The sequence below is a fragment of the Streptococcus toyakuensis genome (assembly GCF_024346585.1).
In the GTDB taxonomy this organism is placed as follows: domain Bacteria; phylum Bacillota; class Bacilli; order Lactobacillales; family Streptococcaceae; genus Streptococcus; species Streptococcus toyakuensis.
In genome coordinates, this window is sequence record NZ_AP024523.1 from 492,343 (window position 1) to 517,556 (window position 25,214).

General features: G+C 37.5%; 18 protein-coding genes, 1 tRNA gene and 5 pseudogenes. 14 read left to right on the forward strand and 10 right to left on the reverse strand.

Going from position 1 to position 25,214, the window contains the following annotated elements; genetic code table 11:
• The 7 genes and pseudogenes from STYK_RS02700 to STYK_RS02730 form a co-directional block, all read right to left on the reverse strand.
• Complete coding sequence (locus tag STYK_RS02700) at positions 1-162, reverse strand: hypothetical protein (RefSeq protein ID WP_261805181.1); 162 nt, start codon at positions 160-162, stop codon at positions 1-3.
• 88 nt (positions 163-250) lie between these two features.
• Positions 251-1,753: a primase C-terminal domain-containing protein gene (locus tag STYK_RS02705; protein WP_261805182.1), complete on the reverse strand. Its 1,503-nt coding sequence runs from the start codon at positions 1,751-1,753 to the stop codon at positions 251-253.
• Between the two features lie 31 nt (positions 1,754-1,784).
• Positions 1,785-2,030: a synthase gene (locus STYK_RS02710; protein ID WP_261805183.1), complete on the reverse strand. Its 246-nt coding sequence runs from the start codon at positions 2,028-2,030 to the stop codon at positions 1,785-1,787.
• A 43-nt stretch (positions 2,031-2,073) separates the two neighbouring features.
• Positions 2,074-2,385, reverse strand: a complete 312-nt coding sequence (locus STYK_RS02715; RefSeq protein ID WP_261805184.1) for a hypothetical protein — start codon at positions 2,383-2,385, stop codon at positions 2,074-2,076.
• Positions 2,386-2,409: 24 nt separating this feature from the next.
• Positions 2,410-3,081 (reverse strand): annotated as a pseudogene (locus STYK_RS02720) (DUF2786 domain-containing protein).
• Between the two features lies 1 nt (position 3,082).
• Positions 3,083-3,544 (reverse strand): hypothetical protein, encoded by a 462-nt coding sequence (locus STYK_RS02725; protein ID WP_009730759.1) that lies wholly within the window; start codon positions 3,542-3,544, stop codon positions 3,083-3,085.
• Between the two features lie 3 nt (positions 3,545-3,547).
• Positions 3,548-4,048, reverse strand: coding sequence for a modification methylase Sau96I (locus STYK_RS02730; RefSeq protein WP_261805185.1), 501 nt, complete (start codon positions 4,046-4,048; stop codon positions 3,548-3,550).
• A 280-nt stretch (positions 4,049-4,328) separates the two neighbouring features.
• On the opposite strand from STYK_RS02730, the gene STYK_RS02735 reads away from it, so the two are divergent.
• The 7 genes and pseudogenes from STYK_RS02735 (at position 4,329) to nrdE (ending at position 15,291) form a co-directional block, all read left to right on the forward strand.
• Positions 4,329-5,966 carry an LPXTG cell wall anchor domain-containing protein gene (locus STYK_RS02735; protein ID WP_315972288.1) on the forward strand — a complete coding sequence of 546 codons (1,638 nt, stop codon included), beginning with the start codon at positions 4,329-4,331 and terminating at the stop codon, positions 5,964-5,966.
• A gap of 212 nt (positions 5,967-6,178) precedes the next feature.
• A pseudogene (locus tag STYK_RS02740) lies at positions 6,179-7,845 on the forward strand (hypothetical protein).
• A gap of 281 nt (positions 7,846-8,126) precedes the next feature.
• Positions 8,127-8,834: a YoaK family protein gene (locus STYK_RS02745; RefSeq protein ID WP_014612064.1), complete on the forward strand. Its 708-nt coding sequence runs from the start codon at positions 8,127-8,129 to the stop codon at positions 8,832-8,834.
• 267 nt (positions 8,835-9,101) lie between these two features.
• Entirely contained in the window at positions 9,102-11,099 is a 1,998-nt protein-coding gene (gene metG, locus STYK_RS02750) for a methionine--tRNA ligase (RefSeq protein WP_261805186.1), read from the forward strand.
• A gap of 531 nt (positions 11,100-11,630) precedes the next feature.
• A complete protein-coding gene (gene nrdF, locus STYK_RS02755) occupies positions 11,631-12,644 on the forward strand; it encodes a class 1b ribonucleoside-diphosphate reductase subunit beta (RefSeq protein ID WP_003055629.1) in 1,014 nt (337 codons plus the stop codon).
• 3 nt (positions 12,645-12,647) lie between these two features.
• Positions 12,648-13,121 carry a class Ib ribonucleoside-diphosphate reductase assembly flavoprotein NrdI gene (nrdI, locus tag STYK_RS02760; protein WP_014612066.1) on the forward strand — a complete coding sequence of 158 codons (474 nt, stop codon included), beginning with the start codon at positions 12,648-12,650 and terminating at the stop codon, positions 13,119-13,121.
• Complete coding sequence (gene nrdE / locus STYK_RS02765) at positions 13,105-15,291, forward strand: class 1b ribonucleoside-diphosphate reductase subunit alpha (RefSeq protein ID WP_003055626.1); 2,187 nt, start codon at positions 13,105-13,107, stop codon at positions 15,289-15,291. The genes nrdI and nrdE overlap by 17 nt, the downstream gene beginning before the upstream one ends.
• Before the next feature lie 348 nt (positions 15,292-15,639).
• Here the strand turns inward: nrdE and STYK_RS02770 are convergent, their stop codons facing one another.
• Positions 15,640-16,320: an IS6-like element IS1216 family transposase gene (locus tag STYK_RS02770; RefSeq protein ID WP_001015311.1), complete on the reverse strand. Its 681-nt coding sequence runs from the start codon at positions 16,318-16,320 to the stop codon at positions 15,640-15,642.
• A gap of 75 nt (positions 16,321-16,395) precedes the next feature.
• On the opposite strand from STYK_RS02770, the pseudogene mgaSpn reads away from it, so the two are divergent.
• From mgaSpn to STYK_RS02790, 4 genes and pseudogenes are all read left to right on the forward strand, one after another.
• Positions 16,396-17,385: pseudogene (mgaSpn, locus tag STYK_RS02775) on the forward strand (virulence factor transcriptional regulator MgaSpn); the annotation flags it as partial.
• Positions 17,386-17,746: 361 nt separating this feature from the next.
• On the forward strand, positions 17,747-18,760 hold the full coding sequence (locus STYK_RS02780; protein WP_223336293.1) for a LacI family DNA-binding transcriptional regulator: 1,014 nt from the start codon (positions 17,747-17,749) through the stop codon (positions 18,758-18,760).
• A gap of 108 nt (positions 18,761-18,868) precedes the next feature.
• Positions 18,869-20,179 carry an ABC transporter substrate-binding protein gene (locus tag STYK_RS02785; RefSeq protein WP_060628702.1) on the forward strand — a complete coding sequence of 437 codons (1,311 nt, stop codon included), beginning with the start codon at positions 18,869-18,871 and terminating at the stop codon, positions 20,177-20,179.
• Positions 20,180-20,275: 96 nt separating this feature from the next.
• Positions 20,276-20,611, forward strand: a pseudogene (locus tag STYK_RS02790) (carbohydrate ABC transporter permease); the annotation flags it as partial.
• Between the two features lie 31 nt (positions 20,612-20,642).
• Here STYK_RS02790 and STYK_RS02795 read toward each other — a convergent pair.
• Positions 20,643-21,991 (reverse strand): IS3 family transposase gene (locus tag STYK_RS02795; RefSeq protein ID WP_261804640.1). Its coding sequence is split into 2 segments (ribosomal slippage): positions 20,643-21,550 and positions 21,550-21,991, totalling 1,350 coding nucleotides; the frame shifts between segments, so codons are not numbered across the junction.
• A gap of 56 nt (positions 21,992-22,047) precedes the next feature.
• On the opposite strand from STYK_RS02795, the pseudogene STYK_RS02800 reads away from it, so the two are divergent.
• The 3 genes and pseudogenes from STYK_RS02800 to STYK_RS02810 form a co-directional block, all read left to right on the forward strand.
• Positions 22,048-22,617 (forward strand): annotated as a pseudogene (locus STYK_RS02800) (carbohydrate ABC transporter permease); the annotation flags it as partial.
• Position 22,618: 1 nt separating this feature from the next.
• Positions 22,619-23,464 carry a carbohydrate ABC transporter permease gene (locus STYK_RS02805; RefSeq protein WP_261805187.1) on the forward strand — a complete coding sequence of 282 codons (846 nt, stop codon included), beginning with the start codon at positions 22,619-22,621 and terminating at the stop codon, positions 23,462-23,464.
• Positions 23,465-23,473: 9 nt separating this feature from the next.
• On the forward strand, positions 23,474-24,793 hold the full coding sequence (locus STYK_RS02810; protein WP_261805188.1) for a glycoside hydrolase family 32 protein: 1,320 nt from the start codon (positions 23,474-23,476) through the stop codon (positions 24,791-24,793).
• Positions 24,794-25,000: 207 nt separating this feature from the next.
• On the opposite strand, the gene STYK_RS02815 is transcribed toward STYK_RS02810, so the two are convergent.
• Positions 25,001-25,073, reverse strand: a tRNA-Lys gene (locus STYK_RS02815).
• Positions 25,074-25,214: the final 141 nt, after the last annotated feature.

Here is a 25,214-nt window from a genome sequence, read left to right on the forward strand (position 1 = left end):
TCACTTTCTATTTTCGCCAACCATTGCCAATAGATCTGTTTCTAATTCAAAATCATATCCGTTTTCAAAACGAACTTGTTGACGAATCCCTAGAAGTGAGAAAACTAATAAAGATCCTCCAACAAATATAAGACTAAATAGTCCAGCTAAAATCAAAATCATATCATTCCTCCATAGATTATTTTATATACATTTATATCTTGGTAGTAATCGTAGATATAAATGTAAGGCAGTCTGCGGGTTTTTAAAATTATCCAATATCAAGCTCAAATAGAGATAGTTGTTGTGTTTGTTTAAAGCCATCCTTAACCCTTTCTATCACTCTCTGAGTGAACTCTATACTTTCTTCAAAGAAAGCAGCAATATTGACCATATAAGCCTCCTGACGTTCTTTCTTCACCTTGATAAGGGAAAGCAAGATTGCTTTGATAGAGGCTAATCTGATGCCTCCTCCACGGCCGTGTTTGACTGTGAAGAAGATCTTTTGTTCTGTTTTGAGAGCCTTCAATAATTTATCCAATGAACGCTCAGGAATGTTCAACTTCTCTCGTATCTCTTTTTTCGTCGTCTGGATAAATGGATCCTCAGATTGATAGAAACCTTCTAAATAGGCCATTACGTCTGTTTTCCATTCATAGAGATGACTATTCTTCCTGTCAGCACGTTTCTTCTTAAACTTGTACCAACGTTGCTTCACAAAGAGATCTGAAGCCTTGAGTTCCTGATTGACCCATGCTTTACATAAAGTCATCACATAGTCACGACTAGCAGCTTCATATTTTCCTGAGTAGGCGCTTGTGATAATCTTATGATATTCAGCTGAAGAGAGTGGTTCGTCTAGATTCGCATTAAAACTAGAAAGAACCTCCTCACACTCTTCCTGATCAATTCCTGAAGAGAAGTTGGCTAAAGCTAGCGTGAAAAGAACGTTGTTTCTTCCCATCAAGGCTTTTCCACCTTTGATATTCCCCTCTCTCATCAGCAATTGATACCAGGGCTCACCAATCTGTTTCACCCCTTCAGAGCCCGAAATAACCGTCAAATTGGGCTTTTTACTTGGGAAAGGAAGTTCTGATTGCTTCATTGACCAATCTAACCACTCCTGGAATGAATAGGTATAGTCAGGTTCAAAGAATTCGACATTATCAGTTCGAGGAATACGAGCAATCCCAAAATGGTTACAAGTCAAATCTACTGGTAAAGTTTGAGCAAAGTAATTTCTTAAATTTTGAGAGATAGCTTTGGCCACCTTCACCACTCGAAATTGAGAATGAGCTGTAACATAAGCTGATTCTGAGAGGACAAAATAGGCTTGAAATCCCTTATCAGATTTTAGAATCAACGTTGGCATAAAACCTAGCTCCAGAGAAGCTGTTAAAATATCTCCTGTCGTCATTTCTTCAGCTGCAGAGGTAATATCAAAATCAATGTAGAATGTGTTAATCTGTCTTAGATTATCTTCAGAGTGGCCACGTGTAATCCGTCGACCAGCATCACTATAGCTTCCATAGCAATATACGTTAGGAGTCCAGTGTGTAAACTGATCCTGGTTCTCAAGCAATGATTCGACAGAGGTTAAAACAACACCACGTGCCTTCACCATATTTGCTTTTGAACGATAAGCAAATACAGACCCTCGTCTTCCTTCTTCAGCTGAAGAGATGAGCTGTAGATGACTATTCTTAAATTTTTGTGTTCTTAATCCGTCTTTTGTGATGATGGATAAGCATTTTAATAAATCAATCTTTTTCATGATTTTTAGTTCTCTCATATCCCTTCACTAGTTATAGTTTGAAGTCCAATACACTTATAAAATATGGTGCCAACTCTTTATATGAGAAGTAAATCATTACCCCTCCTACAATAATTAAAAAGATACTCACCATCCATCCCAAATCAGTTAGATGTACAAAGAAGTCTTTTTCACCAGTCAAATCAAATCCGATATCTGTATTTTTAGCTATAATAAATACTCCACTGAACGAAATGCACACTCCTACAACAAACAATACAATAAACCCAAAAATCATGTAATTTCCTCCTACCCTCTTCTGAGGTTTTTTATTTTAACACTTAAATTTTATTTAAGCTCTTAATGTGTGCATCATAAACACACTTTTTCAACTCGAAGAAAACGCTCATATTTTCTTCGATAAACAAGCTCTTTTTCACCTCTCCGTCTGCGTAAAACAGACCGTTTAAGAGAAAATTTATTTTCTCTTGAAAAATGTCATCTAACATCAACTTACTTTTCTCCAAGCAAGCTACCAAATGCGATGAATTGTTTGCGTAACGCATCGGCATCCCAAAAGCGCTTTCCACGCTTTTAAAATCAAAGCTAGTAAGGGGTATTTGTGTAATTTTGTTCCAATCTGTATTTTTCATAGTTCTTTCCTCCTATGTTCATTCTCATTTATTCAATAATTCTTCTGATAACAACCTGGTCTCTTTTGCGTGTTCCAAACCAGCAATATACGCCTCATAATCAACTTCAATTTCGATTTTTAGGCTTCTACTCTCTAATTTCCCCATACGTAGTCGTTGTTCTTCCAAAACTTCTGCTGGGATTTTTACCATCAAACCAAATTCTTCTGATGATTGAGCCTGGTCCTGAAAACGTTGATCTATTCCGTTTAAGAAACCTAGTAAGTACGATTTCTTATAGTCTTTCTATCTTGCTCTTGATACTGTAGGAAAAAGTCGTTTCAGCCGATATTTAAGGTATAAAAGCGCACCTTCATAAACCTTACTACAAAATTCAGCATCAGATTGATATCCGAAGAAAACTATCTGTGTGATGCCGTCTTCAGGAAGTCGCCTTCTTATCGTTTTACATCTAAAATTTTCACCTAAAATACCTGCCAACTTTTCTTGCCACCATGGAAGTCTGTATTCCCATGTTCCTATTGTTTCACCAATATCTTTTTGAGTTTTACTATTCGTTAAATCATTCATAGAAAGATTATGCTTCACCATAAGTCTTTGAGCCATCAGAAGGGCAGTCTGCCCTTCTTCATCGTTTGGTGCATCGTAAGCTAACTCTAAAAGATTTTGTATCTTCTCAATAATTTTATTATCCATATCAATCCACATGTTTATACTTTCTAGGCAAAGAACTAGCGTAATGTTTTGAATCATTGACCTTTGCATTATAAAAAATCATATTATTCCCAATAATTTCTTGCCATTTAGGAATCTCCTCACGATAAATGCGATTAAGTCCATAAAAGTTCCTTACAATAAATCTAACAGCTCCAATATGATCTCCTAAACCAACCACACACAACACATCATGTTCCATATCATATACCCAATGACTTTTTGAATTTGTCAGTATTTCCCAAGCAAATTCCCAATCTCTCTCAAGCCAATCATGCCCTGGTCTGTAATAAACTTTTGTCTGACAAGATTCATCATTAAATCCATAAAAACAGTGGCTACACAGCGTTCTGTTTTTATCTACCCACCAACAAGGACCATACTTTTCATTGATGCAAGGTGTAACCCAGTCGCAAGAACATCGTCTACAAATACCCGTTTCCATTTTCTATCCCTCATTTATTCTCATACTTTTAGGTAGCTTTTTACTCGGTAAACAGTAACCTTCGGATAAGTCCCTTTTGCTATAAAATTCAGGACTATTTGTCATGATGTGATCACTTCTTTTCCATCCTCGACGAAGTTGTTTGTAAGATAAAGAAACACGCTTCTCAATCTCTTTAAAACTAAATCCCAATTTCAAATAGGTTGTTACAATAGTTGTAGCATGTTCTTTGGACTCTTCGCTTCTTGTTCTTCGCTGAAAGTTTATCTGCTTATCTTCTTCATTTAATGCTATCTGATAGGCAATAAACAACTTCCGCATTTCCATAATTTTATGTTGCCAGGCCAAGCTGTAAGGTTGTCCTGAATATCGATTCACTAAGTCCTTTACGGGTTGTTTAAATTTCAGCTGAAGAGGATCAAACTCCCCAAGATCTGAGAATGGATCAATAAAACCTAATGGTTCGCTTTGAGTTAATTCATTGTATAGCGCTTCTCTGTCCATCCTGATTTATCTCCTTCTGTCAAATGCACGTCATTGAGTCAAACAAACTTAATTGGATGGTTTTAGGCGCTTGTTCGCTATTTCCACTCTTATCATGATCGATAACGTCAAAGATTTCTAACGTGTCTAAATTCATTACAATCTCTAATCCTATCATCATTGAACTCCTTTCAAATAGAATTTTAAGCGAACAAAAAAGAGAACAGATTTCTCTGTTCTCCTAAAAATATTGAATTATTTGATTTTCTAAAAACTCTTACCACTTACCTTTTATTATATGGTGGGAGACTTTGCAGGTAACATTGCCATTGCTAAATTAGGGGACCATTTACCAAAAACTATCGGCAATGACTTGGTGCATCTGACACTGACAGATGGCAATTATCAGAAAAAAGTTGGTTACGAGGATAATCTTGACATGGTAGCAACTGATACCGGATTGGTTACCAACCAAGCTCAGCTAGCCGTCAGCCACCGCAATCGTCCTCACAGTCAATTGGTGACACTAAATCAAGACTTCTTTATTTCACCAAATGACGATGGTAATAAAGACTTTGTAGCTTTCAAAGGATTGCCAAACAAGACCTATAATAACTTACAGGTCACGGTTTTTGCTGCAGAAAATCAACAACGTTTAACGCCTATTTGGTTCAGTCAACCAGGTGCGGACCTATCAGATATTGAAAGTACTGCTTGGCGTGGGATCACTGCTGGAGGTGAGAAAGTTCTATCTGGCAGTTACCAATACGTTATCACCTATCAAGATGCCAATAATCACGCGCAGGAGAAGGTCTTCAAAGTATCAGTGAATCATAACAAACCAATCCTGACGCAAGGGAGTTTCCGTAAGGATGATGACGTTGAGTTCTTCACTCCAGGGCAGCCACAGGCGATTAGTAGCTCAGGGATTGCTCGTGTCGAGGTGTTCTATCTCACTAAGAAAAATGGTCGACTATTTGATGTCGTCGAGTCCCAACATTCTGTTTCCGTTACTGATAACAAGGTTCTGATTCCTCAAAATGAAGACGGCTCTTACACCATTCCAACAGTAGAGGGCGTGTCTCCGGGAGATTATTATTACCTTGTGGAAGATAAGGCTGGTAATGTTGCCTTTACGACATTACCCAACCTAAGAGCGGTGGGTCAAGAAAGAGGAGTCTTAAGTTTGGCGCTAGATGTGAATGTTCTAGAAGGAAAACACCCAATTAGCTTTACCTATCTTGTCCGCGATGCAACTGGTAAACCGATTGAGACTTTGGATTATTTCAACCACTCATCTAACAGCCTGATATTACCATTTGGACAATATACAGTTGAACTGTTAACTTATGACACTAATCTTGTTGAGCTGCAATCTGACAAGGTAGTTAGCTTTACCTTAACGGAACATAACCCTTTCCAACACATTGCCTTTGCGATGGCAAAAATGGATTCTTCTCAAGTGACGGTTCATTTTGATCACTTGTTACCAGAAGGCAGTCAGGTTAGTCTTAAAACGCTTCAAGGCCACTTGATTCCTCTCAACCAATCTCTATATGTTCCAAAGGCTTATGGAAAAACAGTTAGAGATGGCAGTTATCAACTTGTGGTAACCCTGCCAAAAGGCTATCGTATTGAGGGAGAGACAAGGGTGCAGGCTAAACAAAATGAAGTTCATGAGTTAGCCTTACGCCTAGTGAAGGATGCAAGTGAGCAGTTGCTTGTCTCAGATAATCATCAACAGGGACTTACCTCAGTTGAGACGAACACAGAGAGTTCTGCGGTACCGACGGTGGTAAGCTCTTCACAAAATCAGAAAAAGTCAGAAGCGGCAGTTCAATTACCAACAACAGGTGATAAGGCACTGGTGAAATGGAGTATACTTGGCTTCTTACTGATTAGCTTAGCCGCTCTATTTAGCCGTAAAAAAATGGATTAACATTTCTGAAGGTTTAAAACTAAAAAAACTAGTACTTTTGTTTAAATTGAAGGCAAGTATCTAACAGACGAAGAAAAGTTGAAGAGGGAGTGGTAAAAGGCCATTCCCTCTTTGATTTTTAAGGTTTCTTAACATTTTTTAAGGTGAAATATGATAAAATACAATAAAGAAAAGCTTTTAGATTAAGAGTTTCATTTGGTTAGGAGATTATTATGATGAAAAAAAGGCTATCGCTGATATTATTTGGGCTAGACTTCCTCTTGCTAGCAGCATGTTACTGGATTTACTTGCCAGCTTTAAATATATGGAGTTTAGCTTTCTGGTCTTTTGTGATTTTTGGTCTGATTCTATTATTAATCACTTTGGTTATCCTATCAGCCTTTGACATGACAACGACGGTAACCCGTTCCTTTAAACAAGGGCTTGGTCGTAAAGATGTCACGGGCAGTTTTTCCAAGCATTCCTTAACGGGTTTGGTGAAGTGGCTGACCTTAGTCATTGTAACGCTTGTAGGGATTCTCTTATTGATTACAGTGGTTAACACAAAACTCTTTCGTGCCAAGTCTTATGCCCAGGTTATTGAGGTTAAAAATGCCGACTTCAACAAGGATTTTCCAGAAACGGATTTATCAGCGCTAGCTTTATTGGACCGTGATTCTGCCGAAAAAATTGGCGATACTTATTTAGGAACCATTGATAAAGTTTCTCAGTTTGTATTTCAGACGAATACCGTCAGATCACTATCGGTAAGCGCCCTTACCGCGTCTCACCTCTGGAATACAAGTCTTTTTGGAAATGGGTGACCAACCGTCAAGAGGGAATTGATTACTATGTCAAGGTTAATCAGACTACAGGTAAAGCAGAGCTAGTCAAATTAAACAAGGCCATGAAGTATTCTCATTCAGAATATCTCTTGCGTGACACCATGAGGCATTTGCGTTTCCAATACCCAATGACCATTTTTGCTGATCCATCTTTTGAGGTAGACGATAACGGCAATCCTTATTATGTCGCAACAACTTATGCACCAAAATTTGGCTTATCCTCACAAGACCCAACAGGAGTCATCTTATTGGATGCTGTTAGTGGGAAATCTAAATACTATAACTTGAAATCAGTACCTGGATGGGTAGACCGTGTTTACTCTTCTGAGAATGTGTTGGAAAGGGTTAATGACCATTACACCTATCAAAATGGCTACTGGAATACCGTCTTTAGTCAAACAGGCGTCAAACAAACGACTGATAGTTACAATTACATCACCATTGGTTCTGACATTTACCTCTACACAGGTATTACATCAGCAACGGCCGATTCGTCAAATCTTGGCTTTATCTTGGTTAATATGCGGACAAGAGAAATTACCAATTACAAGTTGGCTTCGGCCACTGAACGTTCTGCCATGAAATCTGCAGAAGGAGAAGTGCAAGAGAAAAACTATTCGGCAACTGCACCGACGCTTGTTAAACTGAATGACAAAGCCTATTATTTGATTTCATTAAAAGACGCAGCAGGTCTCGTTAAGTCCTATGCCCTTGTAGATGCTGAAGATTACCAGCAAGTTACCGTTAATAATAACATTCAGACCCTCATCGCTCAGTTTACGGATCGTGATACCAGCTCCTTGTCCTCAGCCACTGTTTCTCATAAAAAAGCTAAGATGGTTTCGGGACAGGTTGAACAATTAGCCAGCCAAATCATTTCAGGAACAACCGTTTATTACCTTGCTTCTGATGGCAATGTGTATAAAGTCAAAGCAAGTAGTGAGACGACAGATCTTTTGCCCTTCTTAAAAGTTGGCGATCACTTCGAAGCAGAATTGATAGATGATCATTTTCTTAAAGGATTTACCATAGTGGAACCAAATGACCAGCAATAATAGGAGAGACAATCAAAAAAGCAAGTGACAAACTTGCTTTTTTGATGTCAGAATAGGGAAGTAAAGCTGCTGAGGAAGTAGCTGAGAGGATTGATTTAACAGGCTTTATGTGCTATACTAAGCCTATCATTTGGAGGGTCATCACCTTTGTTAAGAACTGACTACTAGTGATGTGCTTACCGAGAAAGGTAGTAAACTCTCCTTAAAGCGAGCAAAATACTGTTCTTCAGTATTTTTTCTTTTGCAATGTGAGGTTAGAAAAGGGGATTAAAAGGGTAATTATGTCGAGAAAGAAACGAAAAAAATATCAAGTTTATGAGGGGTTGCGATGTGCCATGATGCTCTGTTTTATCAGTGGCTATGTCAATGCCTTCACCTATATGACCCAAGGCAAACGCTTTGCCGGTGTGCAAACAGGGAATCTGTTATCTTTTGCTATCCGTTTGTCAGAAAAGCAACTGGAAGAGGCACTACAATTTTTACTTCCCATGCTCGTTTTTATGCTTGGACAGTCTTTTACCTACTTCATGCACCGCTGGGCAAAGCAAAAAGGACTGCACTGGTACTTATTATCAAGCTTTATCTTAACAGGGATTGCTTTTGGAACAGCCTTATTCACGCCTTTTCTCCCTTCCAATTTTACGGTGGCAGCCTTGGCTTTTTTTGCCTCTATTCAAGTGGACACCTTTAAGACCTTACGAGGGGCTAGCTATGCTAATGTCATGATGACAGGAAACATCAAAAATGCCGCCTATTTATTAACCAAGGGACTTTATGAAAAGAATCAAGAAATTACCCATATTGGCCGCAACACCTTGATTGTGATTTTAGCCTTTGCCTGCGGAGTGGTTTGCTCCACCATCTTGTCCTTAACTTATGAAGAATATGCTCTCACACCTATCTTGATTCCGCTGCTGTATGTCAATTATTTATTGGCTCAGGAATTCTACCATATTCAAACGAAAATCAAACCCATTAAAAGAGCTTAAGCCGAAGTCACATCAATTGATTTAAAGCCTCTATCTTTGAAGAGATAACAGTTTTTCCTTAGAAAGGTAGGTTTTGCTCATCTCTAAAATATGGTATAATAAACCATTAATGGCTGTTTGTTTTCAGCTAACCTTTTCTTAACAGGAGACTGATAAAGAAGGTTTCATTTGCCTTGATAAACGGTGTTTCAACAGAAAACCACGAGGTCTGATACGATATATCTCAATCCTACTTTCATTTGAGTATGATTTTGAAAGGAAACTATGATGAAAAAACCATTTTACATTACGACACCCATCTACTACCCATCTGGTAAACTACACATCGGTTCTGCCTATACCACCATTGCCTGTGATGTTTTGGCACGCTACAAGCGCCTGATGGGACATGAAGTCTTCTATCTCACAGGACTTGATGAACATGGGCAAAAGATTCAAACCAAGGCAGCAGAAGCAGGTATTAGCCCTCAAACTTATGTTGATAACATGGCAAAGGATGTCAAAGACCTTTGGCAATTGCTAGATATTTCTTATGATAAATTTATCCGGACAACTGACGATTACCACGAAGAAGTCGTTGCTGCTGTTTTTGAAAAATTACTGGCGCAAGATGACATTTACCTTGGTGAATACTCTGGTTGGTATTCTGTCTCTGATGAAGAATTCTTCACTGAAAGCCAACTAGAAGAAGTTTTTAGAGATGAAGACGGTAAGGTTATTGGAGGGATTGCTCCTTCTGGTCACCAAGTAGAGTGGGTATCAGAAGAATCTTACTTCCTACGCCTTAGCAAGTACGCTGACCGCCTCGTAGCCTTCTTTAAAGAGCAACCTGACTTTATCCAACCAGATGGTCGTATGAATGAAATGTTGAAAAACTTTATTGAGCCAGGTCTAGAAGATTTAGCAGTCAGTCGCACTACCTTCACTTGGGGTGTACCTGTTCCATCAAATCCAAAACACGTGGTTTATGTGTGGATTGATGCCCTCTTAAACTATGCGACAGCCCTTGGTTATGGTCAAATGGACCATGCTAACTTTGACAAATTCTGGAATGGAACGGTTTTCCATATGGTTGGAAAAGATATCTTGCGTTTCCACAGTATCTACTGGCCAATCTTGCTGATGATGCTTGATCTACCAATGCCAGAACGCTTAATTGCTCATGGTTGGTTTGTTATGAAAGACGGTAAAATGTCTAAATCAAAAGGTAATGTGGTTTACCCAGAAATGTTAGTTGAGCGATTTGGACTTGATCCTCTTCGTTATTACCTCATGCGTTCCTTGCCGGTTGGTTCAGACGGTACCTTTACCCCTGAAGATTATGTGGGTCGTATTAACTATGAATTGGCCAACGATCTTGGTAATTTATTGAATCGTACCGTTGCGATGATCAACAAGTATTTTGATGGCACGGTGCCAGCTTACGTTGACAACGGGACTGCCTTTGATACTGAGTTAAGTCAGTTGATCGATGCTCAGTTGGCCGACTATCATAAGTACATGGAAGCGGTGGATTACCCACGCGCCTTAGAAGCCATTTGGACTATCATTGCTCGTACCAACAAATACATTGATGAGACAGCTCCTTGGGTGCTAGCTAAAGAAGATGGAGACAAAGCTCAATTGGCCAGTGTCATGGCACACTTGGCAGCCAGCTTGCGTGTGGTTGCTCATTTGATTCAACCATTTATGATTGAAACATCAGCTGCTATCATGGCACAACTTGGTTTGGAACCTGTTTCTGATTTGTCAGTTCTTGCTTTAGCAGATTTTCCTGACAATACAAAGGTTGTTGCCAAAGGGACACCGATTTTCCCACGTCTTGACATGGAAGCTGAAATCGACTATATCAAAGCTCAAATGGGTAGTAGCTCAGCTATTTCCCAAGAAAAAGAATGGATACCTGAAGATGTCGAGCTCAAATCTGAAAAAGACGACATCAAATTTGAAACCTTCGATGCTGTGGAAATTCGTGTGGCAGAAGTCAAGGAAGTATCAAAAGTGGAAGGTTCCAATAAATTGCTTCGTTTTAGATTAGATGCAGGGGATGGGGAAGACCGTCAAATCTTGTCAGGTATTGCCAAATTCTATCCCAACGAACAAGAATTAGTTGGCAAAAAACTACAAATTGTTGCTAATCTCAAACCTCGTAAAATGATGAAAAAATACATCAGTCAAGGGATGATTCTATCAGCAGAGCATGGGGATCAGCTAACGGTTTTAACCGTTGATCCATCTGTCGCAAATGGAAGTGTGATTGGTTAAATTCCAGAAGTTGCTAACTGAAACTATTTTAAGCATTACAAAACATGAAAAAGGTCGTGGACAATTGTCCCGGCCTTTTGTCTTGCATACATACAGACATATAAAAACCTTGGTTTTGTCACTCTAGAATTACCTTTTGTCCCTTAAAAAATGATTCTGTTCGTTTGTTTGTTATTTTTTACATAAGCTTTACAACTACAGTATGACGGTGTTGGAGAAGTTGTGCTACTATATATTGTCACAAAAATATTGCAAAGCACTATATCTTGTGGTATAATGGTTTTATAAAAAATTAAGTATGCTTAATTTTTCGAGAAAAAACGAACAGTGATGGTTGTTCAATAAGACAGTTGATAGCATTCTAAATAGGAATGTTCAAGCACCTAACATTTACCAATAGAAAAGCGCTGCTTAAATGCAAGTCTTTTTGTGCTACTTAAAACTCAGTGACGTTCTTTCTCTCATCTAGTGACATCTTAGGCTTAATGGCACTAGTTACTCTTGTGAAAATATAAGCCTTGAAGGAGACGAATGACTCAACATTACTATGAGCGATCTCAATCGCCAATTGATTACGCCTTATCTAAGACCAAAAAGCAGTTGCGTTCGGTTAACTGGAATCACCTCAATGACGACAAGGATTTGGAGGTTTGGAACCGTGTCACCCAGAATTTTTGGTTACCTGAAAAAGTCCCTGTTTCTAATGACCTAACCTCTTGGCGGTCTCTAGGTGAGGACTGGCAGCAATTAATCACCAGAACTTATACTGGCTTAACGCTGCTAGATACGGTGCAAGCAACTGTTGGAGATGTGGCACAAATTCAGCATTCACAAACAGACCATGAGCAAGTCATCTACACGAATTTTGCCTTTATGGTTGCCATTCACGCACGGTCTTACGGGACAATTTTTTCGACTCTTTGCAGCAGCGAACAAATTGAAGAAGCTCATGAATGGGTGGTTTCCACTCAAAGTCTACAAGAACGAGCGCGTGTCTTAATCCCCTACTATACTGGCAATGATCCGTTGAAGTCAAAAGTGGCAGCAGCTATGATGCCAGGTTTCTTATTGTACGGCGGCTTTTACCTTCCTTTTTACTTATCAGCTCGCGGGAAAATGTCAAACACCTCTGATATCATTCGCCTCATTTTGCGGGATAAGGTGATTCACAATTATTACAGTGGCTATAAATACCAACAAAAAGTAGCGGGTCTTAGTCCAGAAAAACAGGCTGAGATGAAGACCTTTGTGTTTGACTTGCTCTATGAGTTGATTGATCTTGAAAAAGCTTATTTAAAAGAATTGTACGATGGTTTTGACTTGGCAGAAGACGCTATTCGTTTCAGCCTCTATAACGCTGGAAAGTTTCTTCAAAATTTGGGATACGAGTCGCCATTTACAGAAGAAGAAACACGCGTTTCACCAGAAGTTTTTGCCCAGTTATCCGCGCGTGCAGATGAAAATCATGACTTTTTCTCAGGGAATGGTTCTTCTTATGTCATGGGCATAACAGAAGAAACCACCGATGACGATTGGGAGTTTTAAGGGATGGCAGAGCTGATTATTGTTTATTTTTCATCTAAGTCCAATAACACCCATCGCTTCGTGCAAAAATTAGGGTTGCCCGCCCAACGTATCTCGATAGATGATAGCCCAGTTGAGGTAGGTGTTGACTACCTACTGATTGTACCAACCTATGCTGCGGGCGGTTCAGATGCTAAAGGAGCAGTGCCTAAACAGGTCATTCATTTTCTCAATAACCCTACTAATCGTAAGCATTGTAAGGGAGTGATTTCTTCTGGAAATACCAATTTTGGAGATACCTTTGCCATTGCAGGACCTATCATTTCTCAAAAATTACAGGTGCCTCTTTTACACCAATTTGAGCTATTAGGGACCACTACAGATGTCAAAAAGGTACAGACGATCTTTGCCCGCTATCGACATCAGAAACACCCGAAACTTAAAAACAGACCGATGAATACAATACAGAAAGGACAACCTCATGTCACACCCCAATGAGTCATACCTCTCATTCAATGCCTTAACCCGCTTTAAAAAAACAGACGGAAGCTACCATTTTGATAGCGATGCCATTGCTGTTGAGCGCTACCTAGACGAACAGATTTCTCCCAATCTAATGATGTTTCCATCTTTAGAAGAGAAACTAGCTTATCTCATTAAGGAAGGTTATTATGAGCAAGCTATCTTTGATCTCTATCCTGATGACGTTATCAAGGAAGCCTTTCAATATGCCTACCAACAAGACTATCGTTTTTTAAACTTGATGGGAGCCATGAAATTTTACCAATCTTATGCCTTAAAAACTTTAGATGGCAAGTATTATCTAGAAACAGTTGAAGACCGTGTGGTCATGAATGCTCTCTTTTTAGCAAATGGGGATCAAACGTTACTATTTAACTTGATAAAGGACATGTTACACAGGCGATTTCAACCAGCAACACCAACTTTTTTAAATGCTGGTAAAAAACGACGGGGAGAATATATCTCTTGCTATCTGCTGCGTATTGAAGATAATATGGAATCCATTTCACGGGCAATAGGGACCAGTCTTCAACTGTCTAAGAGAGGAGGAGGGGTGGCCTTATGCTTGACCAACCTTCGAGAAATTGGGGCACCAATAAAAGGAATTGAAAATCAGGCAACGGGTATCGTTCCTGTCATGAAATTATTAGAAGATTCCTTTTCCTACGCCAACCAATTAGGACAGCGTCAAGGTGCAGGTGCCGTTTACCTACATGCCCATCACCCAGAAGTTCTTACCTTTTTGGATACTAAAAGAGAAAATGCCGATGAGAAAATTCGTATCAAGTCACTAGCCTTAGGGTTAGTTATTCCAGATATTACCTTTCAATTGGCAAAAGAAAACAAAGAAATGGCCCTCTTTTCGCCATACGATATTAAACGCGTTTATGGTAAGGACATGTCAGACATTTCCATCACAGAGGAATATAACAAACTGCTAGCCAATCCAGCCATTAAAAAGACCTATATCAGCGCTAGAAAACTTTTCCAATTGATTGCAGAATTGCATTTTGAGTCTGGATACCCTTACCTCTTGTTTGATGATACAGTCAATCAGCGTAATCCTCATGCTCAAAAAGGACGGATTGTCATGTCAAACTTATGTTCTGAAATTGCTCAAGTGAGTACAGAAAGTACCTACAACGATGATCTGAGCTTCAAAGACATTGGAGAAGACATTTGTTGTAATCTGGGGTCAATCAATATCGCTGAAGCCATGACTGATGCCAAACATTTTAGCCAGCTAATCACGACAAGTATCAGAGCTTTAGATCAAGTATCAAGAGCTTCTGATTTGTCTTGCGCCCCTTCTATTGAAAAAGGCAATGCAGCTAATCACGCTGTTGGTCTAGGAGCAATGAATTTACATGGCTTTTTGGCAACTAATCATCTTTACTATGATTCAGAAGAAGCTGTTGACTTTACAGATTTGTTTTTCCATACTATGGCCTATCACGCTTTTAAAGCCTCTTGTCAATTGGCTAAAGAAAAGGGGGCTTTTGCAGATTTTGAACGGTCGACCTATGCCGATGGTTCTTACTTTAAGCAGTATGTGATAGAAGATGCCAAACCTAAAACAAAACGGATTGCTGCCTTGTTAAAAAGTTATGGCTTCCAATTACCAACTGTTGCTGATTGGAAGGCATTGGTAAGGGATATTCAAACCTATGGCTTAGCCAATGCACATTTATTGGCCGTCGCTCCGACAGGGTCAATCAGTTACTTATCTTCTTGCACTCCAAGTTTACAGCCAGTTGTTGCTCCTGTTGAAGTGCGTAAAGAGGGGAATTTAGGTAGAATTTATGTCCCGGCTTATCAGATTAATCAAGAAAATTATGCTTATTATGAACGTGGGGCCTATGAAATGGGTCCAGAACCCATTATTAAGATTGTAGCAGCAGCTCAAAAACATGTGGATCAAGCTATTTCATTGACTTTATTTATGACTGATCAGGCTACCACACGTGATCTTAACCGTTCTTATATTCAAGCTTTTAAACTAAAATGTGCTTCGATTTACTATGTTCGAGTGAGACAAGAAGTTTTAGCAGGCAGTGAACAATACGACGAGGATAGCCAGTTGGATAGTGTAGATAAAAATGGACTTACAGACACAATCAATGAGTGTCAAAGTTGCATGATTTAGAGGAGTTGCATTGAAAAGTAAGTAAAGGAGTTTGAGAGCGATCTCAGCTCCTTTTAGCCTTTTTAAAATCGCATTAGAACAGAAGTTATTCTCACTGATTATCCTTAAACGAACAACTGTCGAAATAGTTAGAAAATTTTGAAAAACTATGGTATTTCTTCTAAATTTTGTTATAATAAAAACCAACTATTCAAATGAAGAGCGTTAATACCTGGTCATTAGGATTGCTACACTCATTTGAAAGGGTATAACTTATGGAAAGGATGCTAGTCAGGGGATTAGCATAAGTGGTCGGGTTCTGTTGCAAAGTTTTAAATAAAGAATAAAATCCCTTACGGTATCTATGATTTAAGCTGGGATTCCCAATAATACCTTGATTTCAGTACAGACCGAAAACCCGAAGAGAGTGCCTTCTTTTCGGGTTTTCTTATATAATCCTCGAATGGCTTCCATGCCTTTAATCGTGGTAGAGGCAGTGCGTAAACTTCGATAGAATTTATTGCGTCTCTTTACTGGACGATGGTCTTGTTCAATCAAATTATTCAGGTATTTAATGGTACGATGTTCTGTCCCTTGATAAAAGCCGTATTCTTTTAGTTTCTTAAAGGCACTTGTAATAGAGGGGGCTTTATCTGTGACTACAACCTTCGGTTCATCAAACTGCTTCACTAACCGCTTAAGAAAAGCATAGGCTGCTTGTGTGTCCCGTTTTTTACGTAACCAAATATCCAAGGTTAAACCATCTGCATCGATGGCTCGATACAAATAATGCCATTTTCCTTTAATTTTGATGTACGTTTCATCCATTTTCCATGAATAAAAGGATTTTTTATTTTTCTTTTTCCAAATTTGATAGAGTAGTTTGCCATATTCTTGCACCCAACGATAAATCGTCGTATGAGAAACGTTAATGCCACGATCATATAAGATTTCTTGAACTTCACGATAGCTAAGGTTATAACGAAGATAGTAGCCCACGGCTACAATAATCACATCCTGCTGAAATTGCTTTCCTTTAAAATGATTCATCGTCATTCCTCCTGCTATCTTTTTCTATTATTCTACCTTATTTGATAGTAGATTTAAAACTTTGCAACAGAACCTTTCCTAGAATGGCCATTTGAAAATTTTTCGTCAGAGCCCTTGTCTCAATTGCTAGAATTGGTTTATAAGGAAACAAGCTTTCCAATGAATTTGTCAACTCATAGAATGCTAAAATTGCTCCTAGTTACGAACCTATATAGAATAAAGTTTGGTCATTTCATGGAAGTAGAGAAAGACTCTTTTAACGATCAAAGTTTGGATTTTTTAATGCAGGCAGAAGGAATAGAAGGTGTTGCTAAGAATTTTGAATTAGAATACAATATCTCTTTAGATGAAGAAGTTGTTTGCCAATTATTTGTGTCTTACTTTCAAAAAATGTTTTTCATAGATGAAAGCCTCTTTATGAAATGTATAAAAAAGGATAGCTATGTTGAAAAATCTTACCATCTATTGAGTGATTTTATTGATCAGATTTCAGTCAAGTATCAGATTGAGATTGAGAATAAGGATAATCTGATTTGGCATCTGCATAATACCGCACATCTGTATCGTCAAGAGTTGTCCACTGAGTTTATTTTATTTGATCAAAAAGGGAATACAATCAGGAACTTTCAAAATATTTTTCCTAAATTTGTTTTAGATGTAAAAAAAGAGCTTTCTCATTATTTAGAGACTCTTGAAGTTTGTTCTAGTTCAATGATGGTAAATCATCTATCTTATACCTTCATCACTCATACCAAACATTTGGTGCTTAATCTACTACAAAATCAGCCAAAGCTGAAGGTTCTGGTTATGAGTAATTTTGATCAGTATCATGCAAAATCCGTTGCAGAGACACTTTCTTATTATTGCAGCAACAATTTTGAACTTGAAGTTTGGACTGAATTAGAATTATCAAAGGAATCTTTAGAAGAATCGCCTTATGATATCATCATTTCTAATTTTATTATTCCTCCGATTGAAAATAAGAGACTGATCTATTCAAATAATATAAACACGGTCTCACTCATATCTTTGTTAAATGCCATGATGTTTATTCGATTAGATTAGTAACCTAAAATAAAAAATGCTATTTCGCGTTTTGAACTGTACCTCAAAAGTTAGACAGAAAAAATCTAATTTTTGGGGTGTTTTTATTAAGAAAAGACCTTCAATCATTTAAGCAAAATGTACATCTAGAGTCATAGTCCTCTAAAACTCTTGCTTTTTTTGTAGAAGATACGAAAAAAACCTTGATTCCAAGGCTTTTCCTGTTTTATGTAGATGTTTACATATGAAAATTGAAGTATTTTCAAAAGCTAATTGGAGTGATTTTATTCATGATGGGAAAAAGGGTCTGGACAAAAATGATTGAGAAATAGTTGCTAAAAAAGCGTTTGCATGATACTATATATTGAAAGGAGGTGATAAGATGGTAGAACAAAGAAAATCAATTACCATGAAAGATGTTGCTTTAGAAGCAGGAGTTAGTGTTGGAACAGTTTCACGTGTGATTAATAAAGAAAAAGGCATTAAAGAAGTAACCTTAAGGAAAGTTCAAAGGGCTATAAAAACATTGGACTATATCCCTGATAATTATGCTCGAGGTATGAAAAAGAATAGAACAGAAACTATCGCTTTGATTATTCCGAGCATATGGCATCCGTTTTTCTCGGAGTTTGCCTATCATGTTGAGAAAGAGTTATTAAAATATAATTATAAATTATTTATTTGTAACGCTGATAGCGATTCACAAAATGAAATCGAATATATCGAAATGTTGAAACAAAATAAAGTGGATGGAATTATTGGTATTACATATTCTGATATTGACAAATATATTTTATCTGATTTACCGTTTGTAAGTATAGATAGACATTTTTCGGAAAATGTATGCTATGTTACTTCAGCAAATTACAAAGGAGGACAAACTGCAGCAGAGGAACTGGTTAGAAGGGATAATAAGCACCTTGCTTTTATTGGTTCAATTAATATGTATGAGAATGAGACTATACTCAGAAGTAAAGGATTCAGAGAAAAAGCTAAGGAATTAGGAGTAGATGTCTATAATTTTGAAATGAAAGAACCTTTAATAAATCCTGAAGATCAGATAAGAATTTTTTTGCAATCTCATAAAGAAATTGATGGTATATTTACAATAAATGATATGATGGCTCTGAGAGTTATTAGTGTTATGAAAGAACTGGGGAAAATAGCACCTGATGATTACCAGATAATTGGGTTTGATGGTTTAAAAACTTCTGTCGATCAATCTTATCTAGTGTCTACAATAGTTCAAGATATTGGTATGATGGCAAAAGAATCTGTTGCAATGATACTGAAAATGATTAAGCGGGAAGAGATTCTAGAAAAACGAATCGTAATTCCCACATATTTTTGGGGAGATAAAACAACAAAAAAAATTAAAAAAGCGCTTGACAATTAATGAAAGCGCTGTTATAATATAATCAACAAATGAAACGTTTCAAAAACAGGCTAGAGGCTTGTTTAAAAAATAAATAAAAAATGAAACGTTTCAAAAAGGAGGAAAATAATGCGTAAAGGTACAATGTTATCTGTTGTTGCGGGGCTATCGTTAGCTATACTTGCAGGTTGTAGTGGAGGAACTAACTCAAAACAAGCGAGTTCTTCAAATGATATTAAAGTCTGGGTACAATTCTCTGACGAAACCAATGAAGGAAAAGCTTGGCAAAAAGTTGTTGACAACTTTAATCAATCAGGAAAAAGTAAGTACAAAGTTGTAACTGAGTATATTCCTCGTAGTGGTAGTGGTGGAGGATATGAAGACAAGGTTAATGCTGCTATCACGACTAATAGTCTTCCAGATGTTATTACCCTTGATGGACCAAATACGGCAGCTTATGCAAAATCTAAAGTGATTACTCCGCTAGATGATTATCTAAAAGATAATAATATGGATGATGTTTTGGACAGTATTAAACAACAAGGAACTTATGATGGCAAATTCTATGCATTTGGATTTTCTGAATCGAATGTTGGTGTTTATTACAACAAAAAAATGTTCAAAGAGGCCGGAATTGCGGAATCAGAGCTTCCAACGCTAGAAAAGCCATGGACATGGGATGAATTTAATACGATTGCTAAAAAATTGAAAGATCATTATAACAAACCGGCAATTGATTTTCGTATTAATTCAAACGATGAAATGTTACCATATGCTTATATGCCGTTGATTTGGTCAAATAATGGTTCTGTCGTAAACGAAGATGGAACAAAGGCAGAAGGATACTTCAACTCAAAAGAGAGTGTAGAAGCAGTTCAATTCATTCAAAATCTTGTAAAAGAAGGTTATACAACTGTTAGTCCAGTCGAAAAAGGTTTTGAAACAGGAGAGTATCCAATGCTTTTGAGTGGTTCTTGGACGATTGCTGACATGAATACAAACTACAAAGATATTGATTTTGGTATCCTTCCTTACCCAGTATCTAGTAAGACGAAAAAATTAGTATCCCCTTCAGGTAGTTGGCAATTAGCTGTTACGACAAAATCTGATAAAAAAGAGGCAGCATCTGAATTTGTTAAATTTGCTACAAATACAGAATCAAGTGAAATTATTAGCTTGGGGAATTCGGTCCTTCCGATTCGTAAATCTACAATTGAAAATATCAAAGATAAAGTGTCCGAACCAATGCGTTTCTTGATGGAACAAAATTCAAAAACAGCTCATGCTCGCCCAGTTGTCGTAGCATATCCTCAGGTTTCTAGAGCTTTTCAACAAGCGATGCAAGATATCAGCTATTATGAAGAAAATCCAAATGTGCAAAAAGTCTTGGATACTCGTACAAAAGAAATGCAAACTGCTATTGATCAGTCACTCAAATAATCTGTAAAAAAGAAGGTGGAAGGAAAATGTTTGGAACTACCTTCCCCTTTCTTGTTAATAGCCTAGTTTGATATATAATGATTAAAGGAGATGGATATGAGTAAAGAAACTGTTGTGGATACAAAAAGACGTGAAAAAATAAAGGATAACATACTAGGTTATAGTTTTTTAGCTCCAGCTTTAATTTTATTAGGTATCTTTTTAGTAATTCCAGTTGGAATGGTCATTTATTATGCTTTTACAGATTATTATTTGTTGACACCAGATGAAAGAAAATTTGTTGGACTTGAAAATTTTATTCGATTAACAAAAGATCCGATTTTCTTAAAGAGCTTCTTGAATACTTTGAAATTTGTTGTTTGGATTATTCCAGTTCAATTGGGAGCGGCCTTAGGAATGGCTTTGATTGTTAATAAAAAGCGCAAAGGGAATTGTACTGACCCCAAAAAGTTAGACAATTAATTTATCCAAAGGATTTAGTTCTGTATTGCACAGGGCTAAGTCCTTTTAGTTTTACCTTAATTCGTTTATTGTTGTAGTAATCAATATAGTCTACAATGGCTTGTTCCAATTGCTTAAGCGACTGAAATGACTTCTCATAACCATAAAACATCTCCGATTTCAGAATGCCAAAGAAAGATTCCATCATGCCGTTGTCTGGGCTGTTACCTTTACGTGACATGGATGCTTGAATTCCCTTACCCTCTAGAAACTGATGATAAGAATCGTGTTGATATTGCCAGCCTTGGTCACTATGGAGAATCGTATTCTCGTAGCGCTTCTCTGTGAATGCTTGTTCCAACATTGTTTTTACTTGTTCTAAGTTGGGTGAAGTTGAAAGATTATAGGCGATAATTTCGCTATTAAAGCCATCTAAAACTGGTGATAAGTAAAGCTTTTGAGCGCTTGCTGGAATGGCAAATTCTGTCACGTCCGTATAACACTTTTCCATTGGTTTAGCTGCTTCAAATTGGCGTTGAATAAGGTTGTCTGCTTTCTTGCCAACATCTCCTTTATGAGAAGAATACTTGCGTTTCTTGCGGATTCTAGCTTGTAAATTGAGCACTTTCATCAAGCGTTGAACTCTTTTATGATTGACCACATAACCACGATTTCTTAATTCTAAATGGATTCGACGATATCCGTAATTTCCTTTTTGTTCGGTAAAAATAGCTTGAATTTCAGCTTTAAGCTTTTGATCCTTATCTGGTTTGTCTAGCTGTTTCAAATGATAGTAGTAGGTCGAACGAGCGAGTTTAATGGTTTTTAGAAGAATATCTAACGAAAAATCAGTGATTAATTCTTGAACAATTTCTGTCTTTCTTCTTTCTCTTTTTCCTCCTTCAAGCGGAGTTCTCTCAACTTTTTTAGGACAGCATTCTCCGCTCTCAGATACTCGTTTTCTGCTTGAAGTCGTTCTAACTCTGTCATCTCTTCGGGTTTCTTCTTTGGTTTACGTCCCATTTTAGATGGTCTCCCTTTTGTTTTCTCAACAATAGTATACCCGTTTTTCTTGTATTGTGCCATCCAATTTGGAAGCATACCACGATTTGGGAGAGCATATTCGAGAGAAACTCTATCTTTAGTCCAGCCTTCATGTAAGACTTTATGAATCATTTCTTGTTTTAAATCAGGAGAATAGTAACGATTTTTCCCTTTTTTGACGAACTCTATTCCGTAACGATCAATCAATTTAATCATGTACCTAATATTAGAATTGTTTATCCCAAATTTATTTGAAAGCTTCTCCAAGCTATAGCCTTGTTTTCTAAGTTCATAGATCTGAACTTTATCATCATAAGTTAATTTCATAATAAAAACACCCCAAAAGTTAGATTTTTTCTGTCTAACTTTTGGGGTGCAGTTCAAATATGTTTTTTAAAGTGGCTTTTTTTGCTCCAGTTGTCATGTCCTTGGTAGTTATTTCTATTCTTTGGCTTTATCTTTCAAATCCAAATAGTGGCTTATTAAATGCTATTTTAAATAAGGTAGGTATTGCTTCTCAACCTTTCTTGACTAGTCCTAAACAAGCTATGTATGCAATTGTTTTTGTTTCTGCTTGGCAGGGTGCAGGTTATCAGATGCTTTTATTTTTAGGAGGAATGCAGAATATTCCACAAGATGTCTATGAAGCTGCTGAATTAGATGGATTCTCAAAATGGGCTCAGTTTCGTTATATCACGATGCCCCTACTAAAACCAACAGCCCTGTTTGTATTGTTAACAACTTTAATTTCTGCTTTTAAGCTGATTGTACAACCAATGGTTATGACGCAAGGTGGGCCATTAAACTCAACAATTACTATGGTGTACTATATTTATCAACAAGGTTTTACTGATCGTCTTGTAGGATATTCTAGCTCAATCGCTTTAGTATTTACAACGTTAATTGGTATGATTAGCTTAGTACAACGTCGCGTTCTGAAGGAGGATGACTAAGATGAAACGATTTAAACCAACAACAATCTTAGAATATATTCTGTTAACCCTATTGGCAGGACTCTTCCTTTTTCCTATGGTTTGGATAGTAGTTTCAGCTATGAAGCCAGAAGCGGATGTTTATAAAAATTTGACTAGTTGGCAAGCCTTCTTACCAAGTTTAAATCCCGCTGATTGGTTTAAACCTTATCAGGAAGTATTTGAGCGCTTTAGTATTTTTACATATCTAGGGAACAGCATTTTTTATGCTGGAACGTTTGCTATTGGTTCTATTATTGTCAATGCACTGGCCGGTTTCGCTTTTGCAAAAGTCAATTTTTCAGGTAAGAAAATTTTATTTGGTTTCTTACTTGCTTTACTTATTATTCCAGTAGAAACTGTATTAATTCCACAATTTACCATTATCAATTCCTTAGGTTTGGTCAATAATCGTCTTGCAGTTATTATTCCAGGATTGGCGAGTGTATTTAATATTTACTTATTTAGGAATTTCTTTATTGCAATTCCAGAAGAGATTCTTGAGTCTGCAAAGATGGATGGAGCAAGTATCGTTAGAATTTTCTTTAGAATTATGCTTCCAATGTCTAAACCTGCAGTTGCTACAGTTGGTGTTTTATCATTTATTTCAAGCTGGAATGATTATATTTGGCCATTGATGGTTTTGACAGATTCTTCTAAATTTTCAATGCAGGTTGCAATTACAACTATTAATACAACTCAACCAGTTTATATCAATCAGGTAATGGCTGTATTAACTATTTCAACGATTCCGTTGATTTTGGTCTATGTAGTCGCTCAGAAATATATTGTTCAAGGTCTGGGTGGTTCCGGAACTGGAATAAAATAGGATATACTTATGATAAATAAAACATTTACAGTAGAAAAAGCCAATCATTTTATAGCAGAAAATAAACATCTGGTTAATACTCAATATAAACCTGAGGATCACTTCTCTGCTGAGATTGGCTGGATCAATGATCCGAATGGATTCGTCTATTTTCGTGGGGAATACCATCTCTTTTATCAGTTTTATCCTTATGATAGCGTTTGGGGGCCAATGCACTGGGGCCATGCTAAAAGTAAGGACTTGGTGACTTGGGAGCACTTGCCAGTGGCACTTGCTCCTGACCAAGACTACGACCGCAATGGTTGTTTCTCAGGGTCAGCTATCGTTAAAGACGATCGCCTCTGGCTCATGTATACTGGACATATCGAAGAAGAATCCGGTGTCCGTCAAGTGCAAAATATGGCATTTTCAGACGACGGTATTCACTTTGAAAAGATTTCCCAAAATCCAGTTGCGACAGGTGCAGACTTGCCAGCTGAGGTGATTGCTGCTGATTTCCGTGATCCAAAACTCTTTGAAAAAGATGGACGCTATTACTCCGTAGTAGCTGCCAAACACAAGGATAATGTGGGCTGTATCGTTCTACTAGGATCCGATAACCTAGTAGAATGGCGGTTCGAATCCATCTTTTTAAAAGGGGTAGAACACCAAGGCTTTATGTGGGAATGCCCAGATTACTTTGAGTTAGATGGGAAGGATTGCCTTATTATGTCACCCATGCGTTATCAGCGTGAGGGAGACTCATATCATAACATCAACTCATCGGTTTTGTTTACGGGTAAGGTAGATTGGGGAGAAAAACGTTTTATCCCAGAATCAGTTCAAGAAATTGATCATGGGCAAGACTTCTATGCGCCTCAAACATTCTTGGACGATCAAAATCGTCGTATCCTGATTGCTTGGATGCAGACATGGGGGCGTACCCTTCCAACCCATGACCAAGAACACAAGTGGGCATGTGCCATGACTTTACCTAGAATTCTAAGGTTGGAAGATGGCAAACTAAGACAATTCCCTGTTAAAAAAGGCCAATATCAAATCCAAATAGATAAAGATTGTCATTACCACTTAGGAAATGATACAGATTATCTTGAATTTGGTTATGACAGTAATGCGCAGCAAGTTTACATTGATCGTAGCCATCTTGCCCAAAAGATTTTAGGTGAAGAAGAACAGGACACTAGTCGACGGTATGTAGATATTGAAGCTAAAGAATTGGATGTTATTTTAGATAAAAATTCCATCGAGATTTTTGTCAATCAAGGCGAAGCAAGCTTGACTGCAACTTATTACTTAACAGTGCCAGCTAAGCTATCACGAATCGATTAAAAATTAAGTTATTTCTCCTAAAGAAAAAGTTCTCTTTCTAGCAAAATGGAAAGAGAACTTTTTGTGTTTTGGGTATATAAGCTTAGTTTATAGTATTTGTAAAATTGGTGTTGGATTATGATTTAAGCTAGTTTTCTAAAGAATTTGAAAAAAATTTTATTTAAGCAAAAAAACCTTGGTTCCAAGGCTTTTCCTGTTGTATTTAGATGCCCCCTACAGGGATCGAACCTGTGACCCACGGATTAAGAGTCCGCTGCTCTGCCAGCTGAGCTAAGGAGGCAAATAAAAAAGCTGTATTGGTGCCGAAACTTCACGGTTTGTATTGAACCCGCGCAATTAAGCAGGTGGGCAACTCGCTCTAACTGAAGCTGTTTCCGTGTGAGACGGCCTACATGCTGTTAGAAGACTTTTGTTTCCCTAA